Annotated in this window: 9 protein-coding genes; 3 read left to right on the top strand and 6 right to left on the bottom strand. The window is 72.4% G+C overall.

What is annotated here, in order from left to right; translation table 11 throughout:
- Positions 1 to 35: 35 nt before the first annotated feature.
- From OG841_RS09590 to OG841_RS09615, 6 genes are all read right to left on the bottom strand, one after another.
- Entirely contained in the window at positions 36 to 3,893 is a 3,858-nt protein-coding gene (locus OG841_RS09590; RefSeq protein ID WP_365118942.1) for a glycoside hydrolase family 2 TIM barrel-domain containing protein, read from the bottom strand.
- Positions 3,894 to 4,112: 219 nt separating this feature from the next.
- Positions 4,113 to 4,673: a hypothetical protein gene (locus tag OG841_RS09595; protein ID WP_365118944.1), complete on the bottom strand. Its 561-nt coding sequence runs from the start codon at positions 4,671 to 4,673 to the stop codon at positions 4,113 to 4,115.
- A 187-nt stretch (positions 4,674 to 4,860) separates the two neighbouring features.
- On the bottom strand, positions 4,861 to 5,370 hold the full coding sequence (locus OG841_RS09600; protein ID WP_365118946.1) for an O-acetyl-ADP-ribose deacetylase: 510 nt from the start codon (positions 5,368 to 5,370) through the stop codon (positions 4,861 to 4,863).
- 41 nt (positions 5,371 to 5,411) lie between these two features.
- Positions 5,412 to 6,824 carry a phytoene desaturase family protein gene (locus OG841_RS09605; RefSeq protein ID WP_365118948.1) on the bottom strand — a complete coding sequence of 471 codons (1,413 nt, stop codon included), beginning with the start codon at positions 6,822 to 6,824 and terminating at the stop codon, positions 5,412 to 5,414.
- Positions 6,825 to 7,242: 418 nt separating this feature from the next.
- Positions 7,243 to 8,088, bottom strand: a complete 846-nt coding sequence (locus OG841_RS09610) for an inositol monophosphatase family protein (RefSeq protein WP_328641818.1) — start codon at positions 8,086 to 8,088, stop codon at positions 7,243 to 7,245.
- Between the two features lie 389 nt (positions 8,089 to 8,477).
- Positions 8,478 to 10,307: a gamma-glutamyltransferase family protein gene (locus OG841_RS09615; protein ID WP_371564461.1), complete on the bottom strand. Its 1,830-nt coding sequence runs from the start codon at positions 10,305 to 10,307 to the stop codon at positions 8,478 to 8,480.
- 474 nt (positions 10,308 to 10,781) lie between these two features.
- Here OG841_RS09615 and OG841_RS09620 point away from each other — a divergent pair, with 474 nt between their 5' ends.
- From OG841_RS09620 to OG841_RS09630, 3 genes are all read left to right on the top strand, one after another.
- A complete protein-coding gene (locus OG841_RS09620) occupies positions 10,782 to 13,358 on the top strand; it encodes an acyltransferase domain-containing protein (protein ID WP_328641816.1) in 2,577 nt (858 codons plus the stop codon).
- A 155-nt stretch (positions 13,359 to 13,513) separates the two neighbouring features.
- Entirely contained in the window at positions 13,514 to 16,471 is a 2,958-nt protein-coding gene (locus OG841_RS09625; protein ID WP_328641815.1) for a type I polyketide synthase, read from the top strand.
- Positions 16,472 to 16,595: 124 nt separating this feature from the next.
- Positions 16,596 to 22,271 (top strand): type I polyketide synthase, encoded by a 5,676-nt coding sequence (locus tag OG841_RS09630; RefSeq protein WP_419184341.1) that lies wholly within the window; start codon positions 16,596 to 16,598, stop codon positions 22,269 to 22,271.
- The last annotated feature ends 20 nt before the right edge of the window (positions 22,272 to 22,291 follow it).

Raw genomic sequence — 22,291 nt, forward strand, 5'->3', positions numbered from 1 at the left:
CCGGGAGTCCTGGTCCGCCCCACCCACGCCGTGCGCTAGACGGAGGCCGTCGGCCGCCGTGAGGCCGCCGTCGCCCGGGCCACATCCGTCAGAGGGCGCAGCCGATACGTGTACGAGTAGTCCCGGTTGGCGAACAGCTTGTACTCGTCGTGGGTGTGCGCGCCCCAGCTGTTGTCGCCGCCGACACCCATCTGCCGGTGGTTCACGCGCAGGACGACCGCGTCGCGCGGGGTCAGCTGGTAGTCGTGGCGCACTCCGTTGGACAGGTCCTCCGGGGTGAAGTGCGAGGCGTTGACCTCCAGGAGGGGCTCACCGGCGACCAGCAGTCCCACGCCGTCACGGCCGGTCAGGGCGGCCCAGCGGACGTCGGTCTTGTTGCCGTTCTCCTGCGGGCGGATGTAGGGGGTCCACTGCTCGGCGACGGTCCCGGAGTAGAGCCCCACGTCCGTACCGTCGTTGCGGTCCCAGTGGTTCTCCTCGGGTCCGCGGCCGTAGTAGTGCAGCCTGTCCAGGCGGCGCGGCAGGAACAGGATCGTGCCGACCTCCGGGATGTAGGGCAGTGAACTCGCACCCGGGTGCAGGGTGTTGTCGACCTTGATCTCGCCGTTGCCGAAGACCGTGTAGGTCGTCGTGTACGTCGACTCGGTCGTCGTCGGCAGCGTGCCGCTCACCTTGATCGCGACGGCCCGGTCCCGCAGGGCCCGCACGCTCACGTCGGTCACCTTGCGGTTCGCACCGGCGTCGCGCCAGGTCTGGTTGCGGGTGTGCTGCCCGTTGCCGTGGTCGTTGTCGGTGGGCGCCCGCCAGAAGTTCGGGACGGGACCCGAGGTGATCAGACGGGTGCCGTGCGCCTGGTACGACGTGATGGTCCCGCTGCCCTTGTCGACGGTGACGGAGAAGTCCTTGCCGGTGACGGTGACCTGGGCGGAGGCGTCACGGTAGGTCACTGCCGGGACCTTGGCGAGCGGTACCGGCGCCACCGCCGGGCTGTTCGCGTCGACGGCCAGCTGCTGCTTGGCCACCTCGAAGCCGGCCCGCGCCCAGGGTGTGGACTCCTTGGTGGCGAAGGAGAGCTGGAGGAAGTACTCCGTGCCGGGCGCGGGGGTGCTCGGGAGCTCGTACGGGACGGTGATGGTCTTGCTCGACAGCGGTGCCAGGTTCAACTGGTCCCGTGTCAGCCTCCCGCGCTGCACCACCTTCCCGTCGGCCGAGAGTGTCCAACTGCCGTCGAGTTCGCGGAGGTTGGTGAAGAGGTACTCGTTGGTCAGGGTCACCGACCCGTCCGCGGCCCAGGACGCGTTGACCGCCTGGTAGATCTGTTTGACCTCGGCGGCCTTGCCGGTGTGGCCGCGGTCGGCGGTGACGATGCCGTCCGCGACGAAGGCGCCGTCGTTGGGGTTGTCGCCCCAGTCGCCGCCGAACGCGAAGAAGGTCTTCTGGGCGGGCCGCTTCTCGGTGAGCCTCACGGTCGCCGCGTCGAACCAGAACCGCACGCCCTCGTCGCCGGGCCCCCGGCTGTCGGAGGCCAGTTCGGCGGCGGTCAGGGCGCGGCCGTACACGCGCGCCTTCCTGATCGTGCCGCTGAACTCCCTTGTGGGGTTGTCGACATCGACGGCCAGCGCGAGGGGCGCGGTGTTGCCGCCGGGCCGCTGCGTGGTGGCCTTGGTCGCCCTGACCTGGCCGTCCACATGGAGGGTCAGCGTGCCCGCGGCCGCGTCGAAGACACCGGCGACATGGTGTTCCCGCCCTGTCCAGTCGTCCGGGACCGCCCAATTGGCCGCGATCCACTGACCGCCGCCGTAGATGTAGAACTCCAGTGTCCTTCCGGACTGTTTGAGGGCGTAGTGAGTGTCGCCCTTGGCGATGATCGGCTGGTGATTGCCCGTCACCTTCGGTGTGAACCAGGCTTCCAGGGTCAGCGAGCCGGTGAGGTCGAGTCGGGGGTCGCGGGCGAAGACCGTGCCACCGGAGACGCCCTTGTCGCGGTCGAACCTGGCGCGCGCGGGCAGCACTTCGCCCTTCAGCGCGCCGGGCCCGCTCTCGGTCAGCAACTGGCGTACCGGGACGGGCTCGCTGAGGGACTGGTCGACGAAGTCCCAGATCCAGCCGCCCTGGAGGACGGGGTAGCGGCGGACGATGTCCCAGTACTTCTTGAAGTTGCCGTTGGAGTTCCCCATCGCGTGGCAGTACTCGATCATCACGTACGGCCGGGTGTCGGAGGTGTCCTTGGCGCGCTGCTCGACGCGTGCGGGGCTGTCGTACATCTCCGAACGGATGTCGCTGACGGTGGGCCGGTCGTCGCCCTCGTACTGGACGACACGCGTGGTGTCGTACGACTTGATCCAGTCGCGCATGTTGACGAAGGTGCTGCCGCCGCCCGCCTCGTTGCCGAGGGACCAGATCACCACCGAGGCGTGGTTCTTGTCGCGGTGGACCATGTTCTGGGCGCGGGCCACACAGGCCGCGCTCCAGTCGGGGTGGTCGCCCGGGTACTCGTCGCGGATGCCGTGGGTCTCCAGGTTGGTCTCGTCGACGAGGTAGAGGCCGTACTCGTCGGCGAGTTCGAGCCACAGCGGGTTGTTGGGGTAGTGCGAGGTGCGGACCGAGTTGATGTTCATCCGCTTGATGATCGTGATGTCCTTCACGAGGTCCGCGCGGGTGAGCGCGGTGCCGCGGTCGGGGTGCATCTCGTGGCGGTTGGTGCCCCGGAAGGAGACCGGCTTGCCGTTGATGCGCATCAGCCCGTCCTTCAGGGCGAACTCCCGCAGGCCGACGCGGTGCGAGAGCGTCTCGATCACCTTGCCGGCGGGGTCGCGCAGCCGCAGGACGGCGGTGTACAGGTTCGGGTGCTCCGCCGACCACAGCTTGGGCGCGGGCACGGCCTTCGCCGCCTGTACGGTCGTCTCGTCGCCGGTGTCGAGCGCGACGGCCTGCTGGAGGGGGCGGGACCAGACCGCGTGGCCGCCCGAGTCGTACAGCTGCGTCTCGACCGTGTAGCGGCCCTGGTTGCCGCCGCCGTAGTCGCGCACGCTCGCGGTGACCGAGAGTTCGGCGGAGGTGTAGTCGTCGCCGAGCGGGGTGTCCAGCTTGAAGTCGCGCAGGTGGACGGCCGGGGTGGAGTAGAGGTAGACCGAGCGGAAGATGCCGCTCAGCCGGATCATGTCCTGGTCCTCCAGCCAGTCGCCGTCGGAGTAGCGGTAGACCTCGACCGCGATCTGGTTCGTGCCCGGCTTGAGGTGCGGGGTGATGTCGTACTCGGCGGGCGTGCAGGAGTCCTCGTGGTAGCCGACGAGTTCACCGTTGATCCACACGTAATGGGCGGACTTGACGCCCTCGAAGTGCAGGAAGGTCCGCCGCCCCGACCAGTCCTTCGGGACGGTGAAAGTACGTCTGTACTGGCCGACGGGGTTGTAGCGGGTCGGGGCGGCGGGCGGCTGTGCCTCCTCGCCGAGGCCATTGGGGCCCCACCAGGGGTAGGTGATGTTGACGTAGATCGGGAAGTCATAGCCATGCACCTGCCATACCGAAGGGACGGGAAGCGTGTCCCAGTCCGTGTCGTCCACGTCGATGCGGTAGAAGTCGGTGTCGCGGTCGGCGGGGCGGTCGGCGTAGGCGAACTTCCACGTGCCGTCGAGGCTCAGCCGGTACGGCGAGCGGGTGCGGTCGGCGGCGAGTGCCTGGCCGACGTCGGCGTACGGCATGAGGGTGGTGTGCGGGGGCTGGGTGCCCACCCGGAAGAGGTCGATGGCGCCGTTCCACTCCGGGGCGCCCTCCGCCGCGTGGCCGCGACCGGCCAGGGGGCCGGAGGAGAGGGCGAGGGCGCCGAGGACGGCGGCCCCCGACTCCAGCAGACGCCGGCGGCTGATGGGAGCGGGCAGATACGGGTGGGGCATCGGTGGAACCTTCCTCGGGACGACAGTGCGGTGTACGTACTGAGGGAGCGTCAATTCCTGTGCGCTATTGGTGACTTTGAGGCACAGGATGCGACTCAACCTAGATCCCGAAGACTTCCTAGGCAATAACTCTGTCGGACTTTGTGGGGTCCTGGGGACATGAGGACATGCGGCACCCCCGCGTGCGCTCACGCGGGGGTGCCGTGGAATGCCGTGGTGTCAGCTGGTGGCCGGCAAGGAGGGCAGACCGCCGCCGAGGAGCCCGGTGACGGCTCCGACCACAGAGCCCAGGAGGCCGGTGACCGAGCCCACCACACCGCCCAGGTCCAGCGAGGTCAGTGACTTGAGCAGCTCGTCGACCGCGGACTGGAGCGAGGCCAGGAGATCGGAGACCGGGTCGGCCGCCGCCGCGGACCGGTCGGTGGCGCTCAGCTTCCGCAGCTGTTCCTGGACATCGGCGTTCGCCGCCTTCACGGCCTTCGCGTGGGCGGCCGCCTCGCTCGCGTCGAGGTGGGTGCCGTCCAGGGCGGTGATGTCGGTGACGGCATCCAGGAGGGGCTGGAGGACGCTGCCGTGCGCGGAGCGGTCCAGTGCGTCGAGGCGGTCCGTCAGGGTGTCCGTGTCGTCGGTGCCGTACCAGGTGGCCGCCCGAGCGACACCGTGGTTCGACGCGCCGCGGCCCGCGTCGACGACGGCGGCCGCGGTGCCGACCGGGCCGAGGATCAGCGCGGTACAGACCAGCGTCGGCAGGAGGAGGCCGCGGGAGACGAGGGGGCGCATGCAGGGGTCCTTTCGAAGTGTTTCTTTGAGCCCACCGTGAGAACCGCCCCCGCTCCGCGCAACCGGTCACGGAGCCCCCACTCGGACGAGCATCGCGTTGAGATGCCTCTGACCAGTGATTTTCCCCGTCTGCCCCCGCTTTCGGGGCCCGCGGCCATTCGGCCGTCCGAGGAGGAGCCCGGCGAGGTCAGGCGACCTGCCGCGCGAACGCCTGGTACGCCTTCTCGTCGAACAGCACGAACCGGGCCTCCTCGACCGCGGTCTCCGTCTCCCATACGGTCTGAACAGCGATCCGGGCGGCGTCGTCGATCGGCCAGCCGTAGATGCCGGCCGAGACGGCCGGAAAGGCCACGGTCCGGGCCCCCAGTTCGTCGGCGACGCGCAGGGACTCGCGGTAGCAGGAGGCCAGCAGCTCCGAGCGGTCCTCCTCCTGGCTGTAGCGGGGGCCGACGGTGTGGATCACCCAGCGCGCGTCAAGGTCGCCCGCGGTGGTGGCGACCGCCTTTCCGGTGGGAAGCCCCTTGCCGTGGTGACCGGCGCGCAGCTTGCGGCAGTCCGCCAGGATCGCGGGGCCGCCCCGGCGGTGGATGGCGCCGTCGACTCCTCCCCCGCCGAGGAGGGAGGAGTTCGCGGCGTTGACGATCGCGTCGGCGCTCTCTCGGGTGATGTCGCCCTGGACGAGGCTGATGGTGGTCATGACCACCACTCTTCCAGCCCGCCCCGCCGGGGGCAGATCGGTCAGATCTGCTGTCGCAGGCTGCGCCAGACGGCTTTCGCGGCGTTGTGGCCCGACATGCCGTGCACGCCCGGTCCCGGTGGGGTGGCCGACGAGCAGATGAAGACGGCCGGATGAGGAGTGCCGTACGGGGACAGGGAAAGCTTGGGGCGCAGCATGATCTGGAGTCCGCTGACCGCGCCGGAGCCGATGTCGCCGCCGACGTAGTTGGCGTTGCGGGCGAACAGTTCGGGCGGGCCCGCGGTGGCGCGGGCGAGGACGCGGTCGCGGAACCCCGGGGCGAAACGCTCCAGTTGGCGCTCCATGGCGTCGGTGAGGTCGCCGGTCCAGCCGCTGGGCACGTGGCCGTAGGCCCAGAACACGTGCTTTCCGGCAGGGGCGCGGCCGGGGTCGACGACGCTCGGCTGCACCGTGATCATGAACGGCCGGTCGGGTGCGCGGTCCTCCCGGGACGCGGCGCGCAGGGCGGTGCCGATCTCCGCGGAGTCGGCGCCGATCTGCACGGTGCCCGCGGCGCGCGCCTCCTTCGCGGTCCACGGCACGGGGCCGTCGAGGGCGTAGTCGACCTTGAAGACGCCCGGGCCGTAGCGGTAGCCCTCGTAGTAGTTGCCGAAGCCGGCGATGCGGGCCAGGGCGGTGGGCGAGGTGTCGAAGACGTACGCGCGCGCGGGCGGCAGGTCGTCGAGCCGCTTGACCTCGTAGTCGGTGTGGACGGTGCCGCCGAGGTCCTTGAGGTACGCGGCGAGCGCGTCGGAGATGGACTGGGAGCCGCCGCGGGCCACGGGCCAGCCGCGGGCGTGTGCGGCGAGGGCGAAGACCAGGCCGATGGCGCCGGTGGCGAACCCGCCGAGCGGGGCCATGACATGCGCGACGAGTCCGGCGAACAGGGTCTTCGCGCGCTCGTCGCGGAACCGGCGCATCAGCCAGGTCGACGGGGGCAGGCCGACGAGACCGAAGCGGGCGAGGGTGACCGGGTCACGGGGCAGCGCGGTCGCGGGCAGGGACATGAAGTCGCGGACCAGGGTGTCCCACCTGGGCAGGAACGGCTCAACGAGCCGTCGGTAGGTCCCCGCGTCGCGCGGTCCGAACGAGGCGGCCGTCTCGGCGACCGACCTCGACAGCACGGCGGCGGTGCCGTCGGCGAAGGGGTGCGCCATGGGCAGCTCGGCATGCAGCCACTCCAGGCCGTAGCGCTCCAGGGGCAGGGCACGGAACGCCGGGGAGTTGATGCCGAGGGGGTGGGCCGCGGAGCACGGGTCGTGCAGGAAGCCGGGGAGGGTCAGCTCCTCGGTGCGGGCTCCCCCGCCCACGGTGCCGCGCGCCTCGAAGACGGCCACGGAAAAGCCGCGCCGGGCCAGCTCCACGGCAGCCGTCAGTCCGTTCGGCCCCGCACCCACCACGACCACATCGAGCATCGACGGCACCTTCGGACCCCTTCGTCAGCCGATGGCCAGAGGATCAGGATATGCCGGGGGACCGACAGTCTCGGGGTTCGGGGGTAAGTCGGTGCCGGTTGAGGTTCGGGGGCCCCTCCCGTTCGGACGCCGGCGCCCGACTCGGGGTTCCGGGGTAAGCCGGGACCGGGCCGGGTTCCGAGGCCCCTCCCGTTCCGACGCCGCCGCCCCACTCGGGGTTCCGGGGTAAGCCGGGACCGGGCCGGGTTCCGAGGCCCCTCCCGTTCCGACGCCGCCGCCCGACTCGGGGTTCCGGGGATCGGGGATAGGCGGGCACGGTTCGGGTTCCGGGGCCGCTCAGGCTCCGGCTCCAGGGCCGCTCCAGTTCGCCCAGCCCTGGCCCTCCCCCACGTGGAGCCGGCCCGACCCGGCGGTTGCGTCAGACCTCGGCCGCCAGCAGCGCCCGCACCCTGCGGGCCGTCGCCGCGTCGCGGGCCGCGGTGAAGGGGAGGGTGTTGCCGCCCGTGATGCGGAACGGTTCGCCGGTGAGCGTCAGATGGGTGCCGCCCGCCTCCTCGACCAGCAGCAGCCCCGCCGCGTGGTCCCAGGCCGCCTCCCAGGAGAAGGCGACGGCGTCCGACTCGCCGCGGGCGACAGCGAGATACTCCAGGCCGGCCGAGCCGCACGCCCACGGTGCGACGCCGTCCGTCCACAGTCCCAGCAGGCCGCGCTTCTGCTCATCGGTCGTGTAGTCCGGGTGGGAGGTGGCCACTTGGAGGTCGCGGCCCGGGTCGGGGACGCCCGCGTACAGCCGCTCGCCGTCGAGGAAGGCGCCCCGGCCGCGTATCGCCGTGGCCAGTTGGTCCCGGGCCGGGGCGTACGTCCAGGAAGCGAGCAGAACGCCGCTCTTGGCCAGGGCGACCAGCATGCAGAAACCGGGGTCGCCGTGCACGAACTGCCGGGTGCCGTCGACCGGGTCGACGATCCAGACCGGGGTGTCGCCCTGCAGCGCCTCGTACGACGCCGGGTTGGCGTGGACCGCCTCCTCGCCGACCACGACCGAGCCGGGCAGGAGGGCGCCGAGCGCCTCGGTGAGATACCGCTCGGCCAGCCGGTCGGCGTCCGTCACCAGGTCGTGCGGGCCGGCCTTCTGGTCGACCTCGTGCGCGGCGAGCCGCCGGAAGCGCGGCATGACCTCGGCCGCGGCGGCCTTGCGCACCGCTTCTTCCACGTCGTCCGCGTGCCGGTCGAGAAACTCGTCGATGGTTTCCGTGTCTTCGATCATGGCTCCATGAGAGCACGCGGGACTGACAATCCCCACCCGCCCGATGGAGGGTGAGTGGAATCGGCGTGAATAGCGGGATCTGGAGGCAACGATGTTCATATCAGGCCCAACTATGCGATAGGGGCCGATGTGCAGACCCTGTAGCCACAGCGGCAGACGGCAGACGCTTCAGCGGCCCAGCAGGTGCAGCCCGCCCTACACCAGCTCGGACGACGGCAAGCCCCGACGGCGATCATCAATCGGCCGCTCGCTGCCACCTGCTTCCCGCCCAGTTGCTCCGGGCCGGCGTCCCTTCTCGGCCCGATCAGCCCTCGGGCATCGGTCGGTCCGCCCTCGGCCCCCTTGGTCACCCGCCCACTCGGCCCGGCCGACGCCCCCGCGCAGCTACGTCACCGCCCCACCGCATACCCCTGCATTCCTCGCGGATTGGCCCCCGCCGACAGCACCCCCGTCTCCGGGTCCCGGGCCACCGCGCACAACCGTCCCTCCGACCACGACTCCCCCACCGTCACGTCGTGCCCCCGCCGCCGTAGCCCTTCGACCACTCCGGGATCCGTCCGCGCCTCCACTGTGACGCTTCCCGGCCGCATCCCCCGCGGATAGAACGACCCCGGGAAGCTGTCGTTGTGCCAGTTCGGGGCGTCGATCGCGCCTTGGAGGTCGAGGCCGCCGCGGACCGGGGAGCGCAGGGCGAGGGCCAGGAAGAAGTGGAGCTGCCACTGGTCCTGCTGGTCTCCGCCGGGCGTGCCGAAGGCCAGAACCGGCACCCCGTCGCGCAGGGCGATCGAGGGGGTGAGGGTGGTGCGGGGGCGGCGGCCGGGAGTGAGGGAGTTGGGCAACCCCTCCTCCAGCCAGGTCATCTGGAGCCGGGTGCCCAGGGGGAAGCCCAATTCGGGTACGACGGGATTGGACTGGAGCCATCCCCCGCTGGGCGTGGCGGCCAGCATGTTGCCCCAGCGGTCGACGACGTCGATATGGCAGGTGTCGCCCCGGGTCGTGCCGTCGGGGCCGACCTCGAGCTCGCCCGGCACGGGCGACATGGGGTTCTTCGCGACCGTCGGCTCGCCCACGCCCATCGGGCCGAAGCCGGGCTCGTCGGTGACGACCACGCGCGCGTGCGCGCTCAGCCGGGGAACACGCCCACCGGGACTGCCCGGCCGGAGCTCATGGGAGGCCTTGTCGCCGACGAGCTCACGCCGTCCCGCGTTGTACTGCGCCGACAGCAGCTCACCGAGCGGCACTTCGGCCGCGTCCCCGTACCAGGCCTCCCGGTCGGCCATCGCCAGCTTGCAGCCCTCGACCAGCAGATGGACGTACTCGAGGGACCCGTACCGCGGCAACTCGGGCGGCAACAGCGCGAGCTGCTGGAGGAGGACAGGACCCTGGCTCCAGGGGCCGGCTTTGCACAAGGTCCAGCCGTTCCAGTCGTACGTCGCCGGCGCCTCGTAGGTCGCGGACCACCCGGCGAGATCTGCGGCCGTGAGCGTGCCGGCGTTCCGCGAGCCGCTGGTGTCCATGGTGGGTCGCCGCGCCTGCCGTACGAGCGCCTCGGCGATGAATCCGGTACGCCACACCTCACGAGCCGCGTCGATCTGCGCGGCCCGGTCGCCCGCCCCGGCCACCTCGTCGATGAGCCGCTTCCAGGTGGCGGCCAGGGCGGGGTTGCAGAACAACTCGCCGGGCCGCGGGGCCTTGCCTCCCGGCAGGTACACCTGCGCCGACGAGGTCCACTCCGTCTCGAACAGCTCCCGCACACTCTCGACGGTCGCGCCGACGTTCTCCACGGGCGCGTGCCCGTCCTCGGCGTACCCGATGGCGTACTTGAGGACGTCGGCGAGGGACTTGGTGCCGTGATCGCGCAGCAGCAGCATCCAGGCGTCGAAGGCGCCCGGGACGGCGGCGGCGAGGGGGCCGGTGCCGGGGACGAGATCCAGGCCCAGCGCCTGGTAGTGGGCCACGGTCGCCCCGGCGGGCGCGACGCCCTGTCCGCACAGCACCCGCACCTCCCCACCGGCGGGCGCGAGCAGGATCGGCACCTCACCGGCGGGCCCGTTGAGGTGCGGCTCGACGACGTGCAGCACGAACGCCCCGGCCACCGCCGCGTCGTACGCGTTGCCGCCCTCCTCCAGCACCGCCATCGCCGACTGCGAGGCCAGCCAGTGGGTGGAGGACACCATGCCGAAGGTGCCTTGAAGTGTGGGTCGAGTCGTGAACTGCATCTCTCACCTCAGTCTTCGCGTGGGTCGGTCGGCCATATCCAACATCAGAAGCCGCCAAGGAGGCATCTGACGGTGCGTCATAAAAGCTGGCAAAGGGTTGGCAAGAATCCTGCCGGTGCCGCCCACGGACGAAGACACCGTGGAATGGCGCAGCACCGCGCATCGGACTTGCGGCGCGCCCAGCCACGCTCCCGCACACGACGTGACCGCGGAAGACGACGCACGCCGGCCAGTCACTCGCCCGTCACCGATCAATCAGGCATTTCCGCAGGTCACCGAAAAACGAGACACGCCATGCAGTCTCAGTGGCCCCATGGCATCGAGCCGGTCTCAAGGTCTGGTCGAGCGGTCACCGTCAGAGTGCTGTTGATCGAGCAAGCGTTTGCGGGCGGGTGCGAGTCGGCGGGCAGTTGCCGCGGACAGAAACGCCGAACAGGCGCGCACGCCCCCTGTGACGGGAAGGTGGACTACGCCGTGACCAGCAGACTGCCTTGGCCCGAGCCCGACCATGACACCACGGACACCACGGACACTCCGATTGTGATCGTCGGCCTCGCTGCCCCGGAGGGGGCTCCCGAGCCCGTACGCCGAGCGGAAGCGTCCGGCCCGGTCGGCGTGCGGGTGCGCTGTGCGCCCGACGGGGTCGCGGCGTTCATGGGGGACTCCGTGCATGGGGCGTCCCAGGAGCGGCTCAGCGCGCTGCACCTGGTGTGGGCCGCGCTGGAGGACGCCGGAATCGTCCCCGGTTCGCTGCGCGACGCCGATGTGGGTGTGTTCCTCGTGCAGGCAGAGGCCGGGAACGGGGACGCCGACGGCTCAGACGCGCTGGCGACGCTGGTCGGGGGCGATCTCTGCTGGGGGCGTGGCCCCCGGGTGACGCTCGGGGCGGAACTGCCGGCGTGCACGGCGGTCGAGTCGGCCGCCGGGCATCTGCGCCGGGGGGAGTGCGACGTGGCTGTGGCGGGCTCCGTCACGGGCGCGGTCGCAGTCCTGCGGCGGGGCTCCTCCTCCGTACCGGCCGGTGTGCGCGTGCTCGCACCGGCGGAGGCGTTCGGCTCCGACGATCCGCTCGCCCTCGACGGTGCGCCGGCACAGCCGGCCGCGCGGCTCGTGCCGCTCGTGCTGTCCGGGCGCAGCGACGCCGCCGTGGCGACGCTGGCCCGGAATCTGCTCGCCCGTGTCGAGGCCGACCCCGAGCTGTCGCCGGACGACCTGGGGTGGTCATTGGCGACCACCCGTACGACCGGCCTCGCGCGGCGGGCCGTGCTGCTCGCCGCCGACCGGGAGGAGGTGGTGCGCGGGCTGCGCGCCGTCGCCGAGGGCGGATTCGCCCCGCTGCTGTTCCGTACGGCACCCGGTGCAGGCGTCGAGGGCGGTGGAGGCGTGGTCCAGGTCTTCCCCGGGCTGGGCTCCCAGTGGCCGGGCATGGCGCTCGACCTGCTGGATGCCTCCCCTGTGTTCCGTTCACGGATGGAGGACTGCGCACGGGCTCTCGAACCTCTCGTTCCCTGGTCGCTGCACGACGTACTGCGCGGTGCCGCGGGCGCGCCGACGCTGGACGAAGTGGACGTCGTCCTGCCGGTCCTGTTCGCCGTGAGCGTGTCGCTGTCCGCGCTGTGGAGTTCCTGCGGTGTGGAGCCCGCAGCCGCCGTCGGCGCCAGCCTCGGTGAGATCGCCGCGGCGCACGTCGCGGGTGCGCTGACGCTGGACGAGGCTGCCCGGGTGGCCGTCCTGTGGAGCCGGATGCAGGCGGAGGCGGCCGGGGAGGGCGAACTGGCCGCAGCGGCCCTGTCTCCCGACCGACTCCGACCCTTGCTCGACGCCGAACGCCTGCGCGGCCGGGTCCACTTCGCTGGTACGAACGGTCCACGATCCGTGCTGTTCGGCGGGGAGAGCGCGGCCGTGAACGAAGTGGTCGAGATGCTCGCGGCCAAGGGCCTCCAGGCCAAGAAGCTGAACCTCGGTCTAGCCGCACACACGCCGGGCCTGGCCGTCGAATCCACCGCGTTCCTCACCGGTACGGCGGCGATCACACCGGCTCCCGCCACCGTGCCCTTCTACTCGTCCCTCACCGGCGGCGAGTTCGAGACGACCGGTCTGGACGGCGCGTACTGGCTCCGCAACCTCACCTCCGAGGTCCGTTTCGAGACAGCCGTACGTGCCCTGTCGGCGGCAGGTCACCACACGTTTCTCGAGATCAGCCCGCATCCCGTGCTGCTCGGCGGGGTGCAGGAGACGCTGGAGGACATCGGTGCGGGCACCGGGGCGGCTGCGTCGTCCGGCGTCGTCGGCACCCTGCGCCGGACGCAGGACGGGATCACGGCGTGGCTGACGGGGATGGCGCAGCTATATGTGCGCGGGATCTCCGTCGACTGGGCCGCCTTCTTCCAGGGGAGTGACGGCCGGCGCATCGCCCTGCCGACCTATCCGTTCGAAGTCGAGCAGACGGACGGGGCGGAGGGTGCGGGTGACCCGACCGTCGTGGCCCGTGGCACCGGCACCGGCACCGGCCTGTCCCTCACCGGTCTTTCGGCGGGCGAACGGGCGCATGCGGTCGAGGAGTTCGTACGGGCCCAGGTGGCGACGACACTGGGGCACAACGACCCGGATGCGGTCGCCCTGGAGCATGTCTTCCTGCAGTTGGGCTTGGACTCGCTGCAGGCGGTGGAGCTGCGCAACCGACTCAACGAGGCCACCGGGCTGAACCTGCCCACGACGCTGATCTTCGATCATCCGACTCCCGCGGCCGTCGCTGTCCTCATCGGCGAGTTGCTGGCAGTCCGGACGGAGCAGCGTCCGGAGCGGGGCGCGGGCCAGGGCACGCTGCCGGCGGTCCTCGCCCAGCTCGATGCCCTGGAAGCCGAACTGCTCGCCTCCGGCCTCCTGCATGACGGCGACGACGGCTCGGGGAGCGTTCCCGCGCGGGAGCGTGTGGCGGCACGGCTGCACGACCTGCTGGACCGGCTGGCGCCGGACGACGAGGACGATTTCGGGGATCTGTCCATGGACGAGTTGCTCGATCTCGCCGACTCCGATCTGCGCAAGCCATGACACAGCAGCAATCAGCTGCGGACCTCTGCGAACTCCTCGAACACGGCCCTGCGCACTCATACGCGGTCCCACGCATTCGCGCGCAGTCGTAGCAACGCGCAGCTACTCGTACGCAATCGGAGAGTCCCCCACGTACTTGGAAAGGCCACGGCACCATGACGAGCAGCGCGAAGAACAGGACGGCCGACGCTGCGACCGGTGACGGCGAGGTTGTCGACACGCTCAAGCGGATCACCGCCGACCGGCGCACCACCCGGCAGCGGCTTCGGGAAGCCGAGGAATCGGCCGGTGAGCCCATCGCGATCGTGGGCATGGCCTGTCGCTTCCCCGGCGGGGTCGAGTCCCCCGAGGACCTGTGGCGGCTGGTGGCGGAGGGCCAGGACGTCATCTCAGCGCCGCCGGCCGACCGTGGCCGGGACGAGGATCTGTACGACCCGGATCCGGCCCGGCACGGCGCTGTCCACGTCCCGGAAGGCGGCTTTCTGGACGATCCGGCCGCCTTCGATCCGGCCTTCTTCGGTATGAGCACCCGGGAGGCGCTGGCGACCGACCCGCAGCAGCGGCTGCTGCTGGAGACGTCCTGGGAGGCCGTCGAGCGGGCCGGTATCGCCCCGACGTCGCTGCGCGGCAGCCGCACCGGCGTGTTCGTGAGCTCCTTGTGCGAGCACGACGAGTCCCGGCTGCGCAACGCCCCGGCCGACTTCGAAGGGCACCTCGCCGACGGCAGCGCGGGCGGCGTGACGTCCGGCCGGGTCGCGTACACGCTGGGCCTCGAAGGACCGGCCGTCACCATCGGCACGTCCTCCTCGTCGTCGCTCGTGGCCCTGCACGAGGCCGCGCGGGCGATGCGGGCGGGCGAGTGCGATCTGGCACTGGCGGGTGGGGTGACGGTGATGGCGTCGCCGCAGTGGCTGTCGCGGTTCCGCCGGTGGCGCGGGCCGGCCCCGGACGCGCGGTGCAAGTCGTTCGCCGCCGCCGCGGACGGCACATCGCTCGGCGAGGGCGTCGGGATGCTGCTGCTGGAGCGGCTTTCGGACGCACGCCGGGGCGGCCGGCGGATCCTCGCCGTCATCCGGGGTTCCGCGGTCGACCAGGACGGTCCGAGCAGCGGACCGACGGCGCCCAGCGGGCCCGCGCAGCGCCGGGTGATCCAGCTGGCCCTGGAGTCGGCTGGGTTGGCGCCCGCAGACGTGGACGCGGTGGAGGCGCACGGCACCGGCACGAAGCTGGGTGACTCCGTCGAGGCACAGGCCCTGATCGCCGCCTACGGCCGGGACCGCCCCGCCGGCCGGCCGCTCTGGCTCGGCTCGGTCAAGTCCAACATCGGGCATTCTCAGGCCGCCGCCGGTGTGGCCGGTGTGATCAAGATGGTGAAGGCGATGGAGCACGGCGTGCTGCCCAGGACCCTCCACGTGGACGCGCCGACACCGCGGGTGCCCTGGTCGGCAGGCGCGGTCAAGCTGCTGACCGGGGCCCGGGACTGGCCGGACACGGGACGCCCCCGCCGGGCCGGCGTCTCATCGTTCGGCGTCAGCGGCAGCACCGCGCATGTGGTGCTGGAGCAGCCGGAACAGAGCGCTGATTGCGGACCGCCCGCGGAAACCGACCAGATACGGACGTGGCCCACCGGGATTCCGTGGGTGCTGTCCGGGCACAGTGGCGACGCCCTGCGGGCGCAGGCCGCGCGGCTGGCGGCGCATGTGGCGGAGCATCCGGAGCTGACGCGTGCGGAGGTGGGCGCCTGGTTGGCGCGAGGCCGGTCGGTGTTCGAGCACCGGGCGGTGGTCCTCGGCTCCGACCACGCCGAACTGTGCGCGGGCCTGACGGCCCTGGCGGAGGGCCGATCGGCGCCCCAGCTGTTCCAGGGCCGGGTCACCTCCGACAGCCGTACCGTGCTGGTGCTCTCCGACCGCGGTCTGGCGCAGGACATCGACTGGGCCGCACGGCTCGTGCTGACCTCGCAGACGTTCTCCCGGCGGCTGGCGCACTGCCAGCGTGCGCTGGCCAAGGCAGGCGACCACGCGCTGCGCGGCGGCGCCTTCCCGGGATCCGAACCGACCGTGCGGTGGGCGGTGCTCGTGGCGCTCGCCGAGGTGTGGGTGGAGCACGGCGTGGCTCCCGAGGCGGTGGTCGGCGAGGGCATCGGTGAGATCGCGGCGGCCTGTGTGTCCGGCGCGATGTCACTCAAGGAGGGCGCACAGGCAGCGGCGCACGGCACAGGCGTGGAACCCTACGAGGGCCGGATCCCGTTCCTGGGGACGTCTTCGATCCCGCTCGACGACGCCGGCCGCATGTTGAGCGCGCACAGTCAGGCACTGTTCGTGGAGGTCGGTGCCGCCTCGGCCGTCACTCCCCGTCTCACCGCGGCACTGAACGGGCGCACGGCGCGGGTCGTCGCCTCCCCGGTGGGCGGGACGAGCGGCGCGGACGGACTGCTGCCCGAGCTGGCCCGGCTGCACGTATGCGACACCACCGTGGCCTGGCCCGCGGCCTTCCCGTCCCTGATCCTGGAGGGCTGCCCGCCGGCCGACCTTCCGACGTACGCCTTCCAGCGGCGCCGCCACCGGCTGGACGATGGGCCTCGCAGGCTCGACGCGGCCGGGCACGCGCCCGCGGACGCTCCGGCACCCGGCACGGACGGCACCGGCACCTCGGTGTCCACGGAGGTCGCCGACGCGGCCGGCGTGCCGGTGGCGACGCTGCACCTGAGATCACTTGACCGGGAATCGACCGGCGCCGTCGGCGTCGGCCCGACGGAGGCCGTCGAGGAGTCGGCGCTCGTTCCGCGGGGGCCGGACATCGCGCAGAGGACGAAGCGAACGGTCTCAGGCAGGCTGCCGCCGCAGGGCTCGCCGGTGGACGGCTCCGAGGCGGCTCCGGAGGCGGCCCCACGTCGGTTCCCGAGGCGGGCCGAGGCCGGGCACCGAGACCGAGGTGACGGGCGGGCACCGGTGTCCTCCAACGCGGAGTCGACGCCCACGACGTCTGCGGCGGGGCTCAGGCGGGCCCTCCTCGGTGGCCCGGCGCCCGCGGCGGACAGCGCCCCGAACGACTTGCACCACCTCTACGCGGACGACCTTGTCGAGCCGACGTTCGGCGCGTGGGAGCAGTGACCACCTGGGACCGCGGACAACGACCATGAGCGCAGAAGGGATCCCTGTGACGCAGGACTTGCCGGGCACACGGGCCGAGGAAGGTGCCGCGACGAGCGGCCCGGACGGCGACCGGACCGAGCGGATGATGGAGGCGCTGCGCCACTCCCTGAAGGAGAACAAGCGCCTGAAGCAGCAGAACCGGCAGTTGGTGGAGGCGCGCCACGAGCCGATCGCCATCGTCGGCATGGGCTGCCGCTACCCGGGCGGCGTGCGCTCACCCGAGGACTTCTGGCAGCTCCTTGACGAGGGGCGGGACGCGATCACGCCGTTCCCGTCCGAACGCGGTTGGGACATCGAGTCGCTGTACGACGCGGACCCCGACCGGCCGGGCCACACCTATGTGCGCCACGGCGGGTTCCTGCGCGACGTCGACCGGTTCGACGCCGGCTTCTTCGGGATCAGCCCACGTGAGGCCCTCGCCATGGACCCGCAGCAGCGGCTGCTGCTCGAGACCTCCTGGGAGACACTTGAGCGGGCCGGTATCGACCCGACGTCACTGCGCGGCAGCCGCACGGGTGTGTTCGTCGGTGCGGCGTCACACGGATACGGCGGCCCCGGGACGGGGGCGGCACCCGAGGGCACCGAGGGCCATGTGCTGTCCGGCACCGCGCTCAGCGTCGCCTCCGGCCGGCTGGCGTACACCTTCGGGCTGGAGGGGCCGGCGATCACCGCCGAGACGGCGTGCTCGGCGTCGCTGGTCGCGCTGCATCTGGCAGTGCGGTCGCTCCGGGACGGCGAGTGCGGGCTGGCGCTGGTGGGCGGGGTCTCCGTGATGGCCCACCCCTTCATGTTCGTGGAGTTCAGCAGGCAGCGCGGCCTCGCGCTCGACGGCCGCGTCAAGGCGTTCGCCGCCGCCGCGGACGGTACGGCCTGGGGCGAGGGCGTCGGGATGCTACTGGTGGAGCGGCTGTCGGACGCCCGGCGCCACGGTCACCGGGTGCTGGCCGTCATACGCGGCAGCGCCGTCAACCAGGACGGCGCCTCCAACGGCCTGACCGCGCCCAGCGGCCCCGCCCAGCAGCGTCTGATCCGGGCGGCCCTCGCCGACGCGCGCCTCGCCCCGGCCGACGTCGACGCCGTGGAGGCGCACGGCACGGGCACGAAGCTGGGCGATCCCGTCGAGGCGCAGGCGCTGCTCGCCACGTACGGGCAGAACCGGACGGAGCCCCTCTGGCTGGGCTCGGTGAAGTCCAACATCGGGCACACCACACACGCGGCCGGTATCACCGGCATCATCAAGACAGTGCTGGCGATGCGGCACGGCAGCCTGCCCGCGACCCTGCACGTGGACGAGCCGACCCCGCATGTCGACTGGTCCAGCGGGGCCGTGCGACTGCTGGCCGAGGCGCGGGAGTGGCCGTCCACCGGCCGGCCCCGGCGCGCGGCGGTGTCGTCCTTCGGGATCAGCGGCACCAACGCGCACGTCATTCTGGAGCAGGCCGAGGAGTACGCCGTCGGGAAGGCCGACGACCAGGGCACGCCCAGCGAGGAGACCCGGGCCACCGCCCCGGCGCTCGTCCCCTGGCAGCTGTCCGCCGCCGAACCGCAGGCCCTGCGTGCCCAGGCCGAGCGGCTGCACGAGGCGGTCGTCGCGCACCCGGACCTCGATCCGGCCGCGCTCGCCCTGCCGCTGTTCGCCGAGCGGGCGAGCCTCGACCGGCGTGCCGTGATCGTCGGTACCGGCCGGGACGATCTCCTCGCGGGTCTGGACGCGCTGCGCGGCGCCGGTCCGGCCGAACCCGGCCAGGTCATCACCGGCACGGCGGTGAACGGCACGGGCCTTGCGTTCCTGTTCACCGGCCAGGGCGCGCAACGAGCCGCCATGGGGCGGGAGTTGTACGCCGCCCAGCCGGTGTTCGCCGGGTCCCTCGACCGGATCTGCGCGCTGTTCGCCGAGCGGGCGGATCTTCGGCTGCGCGAGGTGCTGTTCGCCGACGAGGGGTCGGAGCAGGCGGCGCTGCTGGACCGTACGCAGTGGACGCAGGCCGCGTTGTTCGCCCTCGAAGTGAGCCTGTACCGGCTGGTCGAGTCCTGGGGGCTGCGCCCCGGCCATCTGCTGGGCCACTCCGTCGGCGAGCTGTCCGCCGCGCATGTCGCGGGCGTCCTCTCGCTCGAAGACGCGGTCACCGCGGTGGCGGCCCGCGGGCGGCTCATGCAGGAGTTGCCGGCCGGCGGGCTGATGGCAGCCGTCGAGGCCACCGAGGACGAGGTCGCCGAACTTCTCGTGGGCCACACCGACCTGGCCGGCATCGCCGCGGTCAACGGCCCGACCTCGGTGGTCGTGTCGGGTGACGAGGACGTGGTGCGCACGGTGGCCGGGACGCTGCACGCCCGGGGACGGCGGACGAAGGAACTGGCCGTGAGCCACGCGTTCCACTCGCCGCGCATGGACGGCATGCTGGACGCCTTCCGCACGGTCCTGTCCTCGCTGGACCTGCGTGAGCCCCTCATCCCCATCGTCTCGAACGTCACCGGCCACCCGGTCACCGCACAGGAGATCCGCTCCGCCGACTACTGGGCACGGCACGTCCGCCAGGCGGTGCGTTTCCACGACGGCGTGCGCACGCTCCTGGGCCAGGGGGTACGCACGTTCCTGGAGTTGGGGCCGGACGGGGTGCTGTCCGCGATGACCCGCGACAGCGCCGCCGACGTGCTGTCCCAGGAGGAGCACTCCGACGTTCTCGCGCTGCCGCTGCTGCGCCGCGACCGCTCCGAGGCCCGCACGGTCCTCATCGCGCTGGCCGAGGCCCACGTCCGGGGCGTCGCCGTGGACTGGCGGGCGCACCTCACCGCCGCCGGTGCCGGTGCCGCGCGGCGCCTGCCGCTGGAGCTGCCGACGTACGCCTTCCAGGGCGAACGTTACTGGCCGGACGGCGCCGGGAAGGCGTCGGCCGAGCCCGGCGATCTGGGGCTGGCCCCGGCCGGGCACCCGCTGCTCGGTGCCGTGCTCACCCCGGCGGACGGCGGTGGGCTGGTCCTCACCGGCCGGCTGTCGTCCCGTACGCACGGGTGGATCGCCGACCACGTCATCCTGGGCTCGACCATCGTCCCGGGCACCGCGCACCTCGACATGGCCCTGCACGCGGGCCGTTTGACGGGCTGCGGCACGGTGGAGGAGCAGGTCCAGGAGACCCCGCTGATCCTCGGCGAGGGCGACGTCGTCCACATCCAGGTCACCGTCGGAGAGGACGACGGCAGCGGACGCCGCAGGTTCACCGTGGCCTCCCGGCCGGCATCCGCGACGCTCGCGGAGGGCGAGGCGACCGCGCTGCCCTGGACGCGCCATGCCGCCGGTGTGCTGTCGGACGCCGCCGCCCAAGCTCCCGCCGAAGGCGGCCTGACGGGCGCGTGGCCGCCCGCCGGTGCCGTGCCGGTGGACGTCACCGACTTCTACGACTCGGTCGCCCTCGACGGGTTCACGTACGGGTTGTCCTTCCAGGGGCTGCGTGCGCTGTGGCGCCTGGGTGACAAGGTGTTCGGCGAGGTGGAGTTGCCGGAACCCTTCCGGGCGGAGGCGGCCCACTACGGAGTGCACCCCGCACTGCTGGATGCCGCGCTGCACGCGGGGCTGGTCGGCCACACCGGCGACCAGGTGCGGCTGCCGTTCGCCTGGCAGGACGTACGGCTGCACCGCACCCGTGCCACCACGTTGCGGGTGCGCATGTCGCCGCTCGGCGACAACGCGACACCGGTGCTCGTGACGGACGCGGACGGGGTGCCGGTGCTTTCCGTGGGGGCGCTGGGGACCCGACCGGTCTCCGTGGAGCAGTTGCGGGCAGCCTCCCGGCACGGCCACACGGACAGCCTCTTCCATGTCGCGTGGCAGCCGCCGGCCGGGTCCGGCGCCGGGACGGTCCCGGACCTCGTCGGCGTGGGCGACGGCACGCTGCCGGACGGGTCGGCCACCGAGACGTTCGCCGATCTGGCGGCACTGGGGACGGCGGTGGCGGCCGGCCGGCCGGTGCCCGGCGCGGTGGTGTGGGACTGCGCGGCGGCGGTGCCCGCCGACGAAAGCGTCCCGGCGGCCGCACGGGCAGTCGAGCGTGCGGTGCGCTCCGTGCTCGTGGCCTGGGCGGCGGACGAACGGCTCGCCGGGGCACGGCTGGTCGTGGTGACGCGGAACGCGGTGGCCGTCGACGCCGACGACGAGGTGGGGGGACTGCGGCAGGCGCTGGTGTGGGGGCTCGTACGGGCCGCACAGGCCGAGCATCCCGACCGGTTCGTCCTGCTGGACGTGGACGGGGCCACGGCGCACGACGGGGAGCTGTGGCGCGCGGCGATCGGCTGCGGTGAACCGCACCTCGCGCTGCGGGACGGAACGCTGCTGACGCCTCGGCTCGTGCGCACCCGGGAGGCGCCCTCGGACGGGTCGGCACCGGTGGCAGGTCTCGATCCCGAGGGCACGGTCCTCGTCACGGGCGGCACGGGCGCCCTCGGCAGCCTCGTCGCCCGCCATCTCGTGACGGAACACGGCGTACGCAGGCTGGTCCTGCTGAGCCGCGGCGGGCCGCGGTCCGCCGGGGCTCGGGAGCTGGCCGACGCGCTGGGAGCACTGGGCGCGGACGTGACGGTGGAGGCGTGCGACGCGGCCGACCGCGACGCGTTGTCGGCCGTACTGGACCGGATTCCCGCCGCGCACCCGCTGACGGGGGTGATCCACGCGGCGGGTGTCATCGAGGACGGTGTGCTCGACGCGCCTACCCCCGACATCGTGGACGCCGTCCTGCGCCCGAAGCTCGACGCGGCCTGGCATCTGCACGAGCTGACCCGGGAGACGAAACCGCCGGTCTTCGTACTGTTCTCCTCCGCCACGGCCACGCTCGGCGCCCCGGGCCAGAGCAGCTACGCGGCGGCCAACGCCTTCCTCGACGCCCTCGCCCAGCACCGTGCGTCCCTGGGGCTGCCGGCGGTCTCACTGGCCTGGGGCGCTTGGGACGCGGGTATGGCAGCCCGCCTGGACGACGTGGCCCTGCGGCGCTGGCGGCGCTCCGGTGTCCTCTCGCTGTCCCCCGAGGACGGACTGGCCCTGTTCGACGCGGCCTTGACGGCCCTGCAGGCAGGGAACGGGACACGGGAGGACCGGACACCCCGCACGCTGTTGCCGGCCCGTCTCGACATGGCCGCGCTGCGCGGCGCGGACGGCTCCGTTCCCGCGTTGCTGCGCGGGCTGGTACGCCCCTCGGCCCCGGCGGCAGCGGCCGGCGCACCGGCGCGGGAAGACGCCTCCGGGGAACTGCGGCGGCGGCTCAACGGAGCCGACGCGGAGGAGAGGGAGCGGATCCTGCTCGATCTGGCGCGCCGCACGGTCGCCGAGGTGCTCGGGCACCCCGACAGCTCCGCCGTCGCACCGGGGCGCGCCTTCAGCGACCTGGGCCTGGACTCGCTGACGGGCGTGGAACTGCGCAATCGGCTGGGCGCCGTCACCGGGCTCCGGCTGCCCGCGACCCTCGTCTTCGACCATCCGACAACACAGGCGCTCGCCCGGTACATGGACAGCGCGCTGCCGCGGGACGACGTACCGGGGGCCGAGCCGGTGCTGGCCGAACTCGATCGGCTGGAGCAGACGCTGACCGGGATCGCGGCCGATCACCCCGATCGCGCCCGCATCGCCGCGCGGCTGCGCGCGGTCGTCGCCGACTGGGGCCTGCAACCGACGACCGGCACCGGAACACCACCTGACGAAACGACGGTGCACCTCGACTCGGCCGGCGACGACGAGGTCTTCGACTTCATCACCAACGACCTCGGGATCTCCTGACCCGTGCGGAACAGAGAGGA

Origin of the sequence: Streptomyces canus (assembly GCF_041435015.1) — a bacterium.
GTDB classification, from domain to species: domain Bacteria; phylum Actinomycetota; class Actinomycetes; order Streptomycetales; family Streptomycetaceae; genus Streptomyces; species Streptomyces canus_G.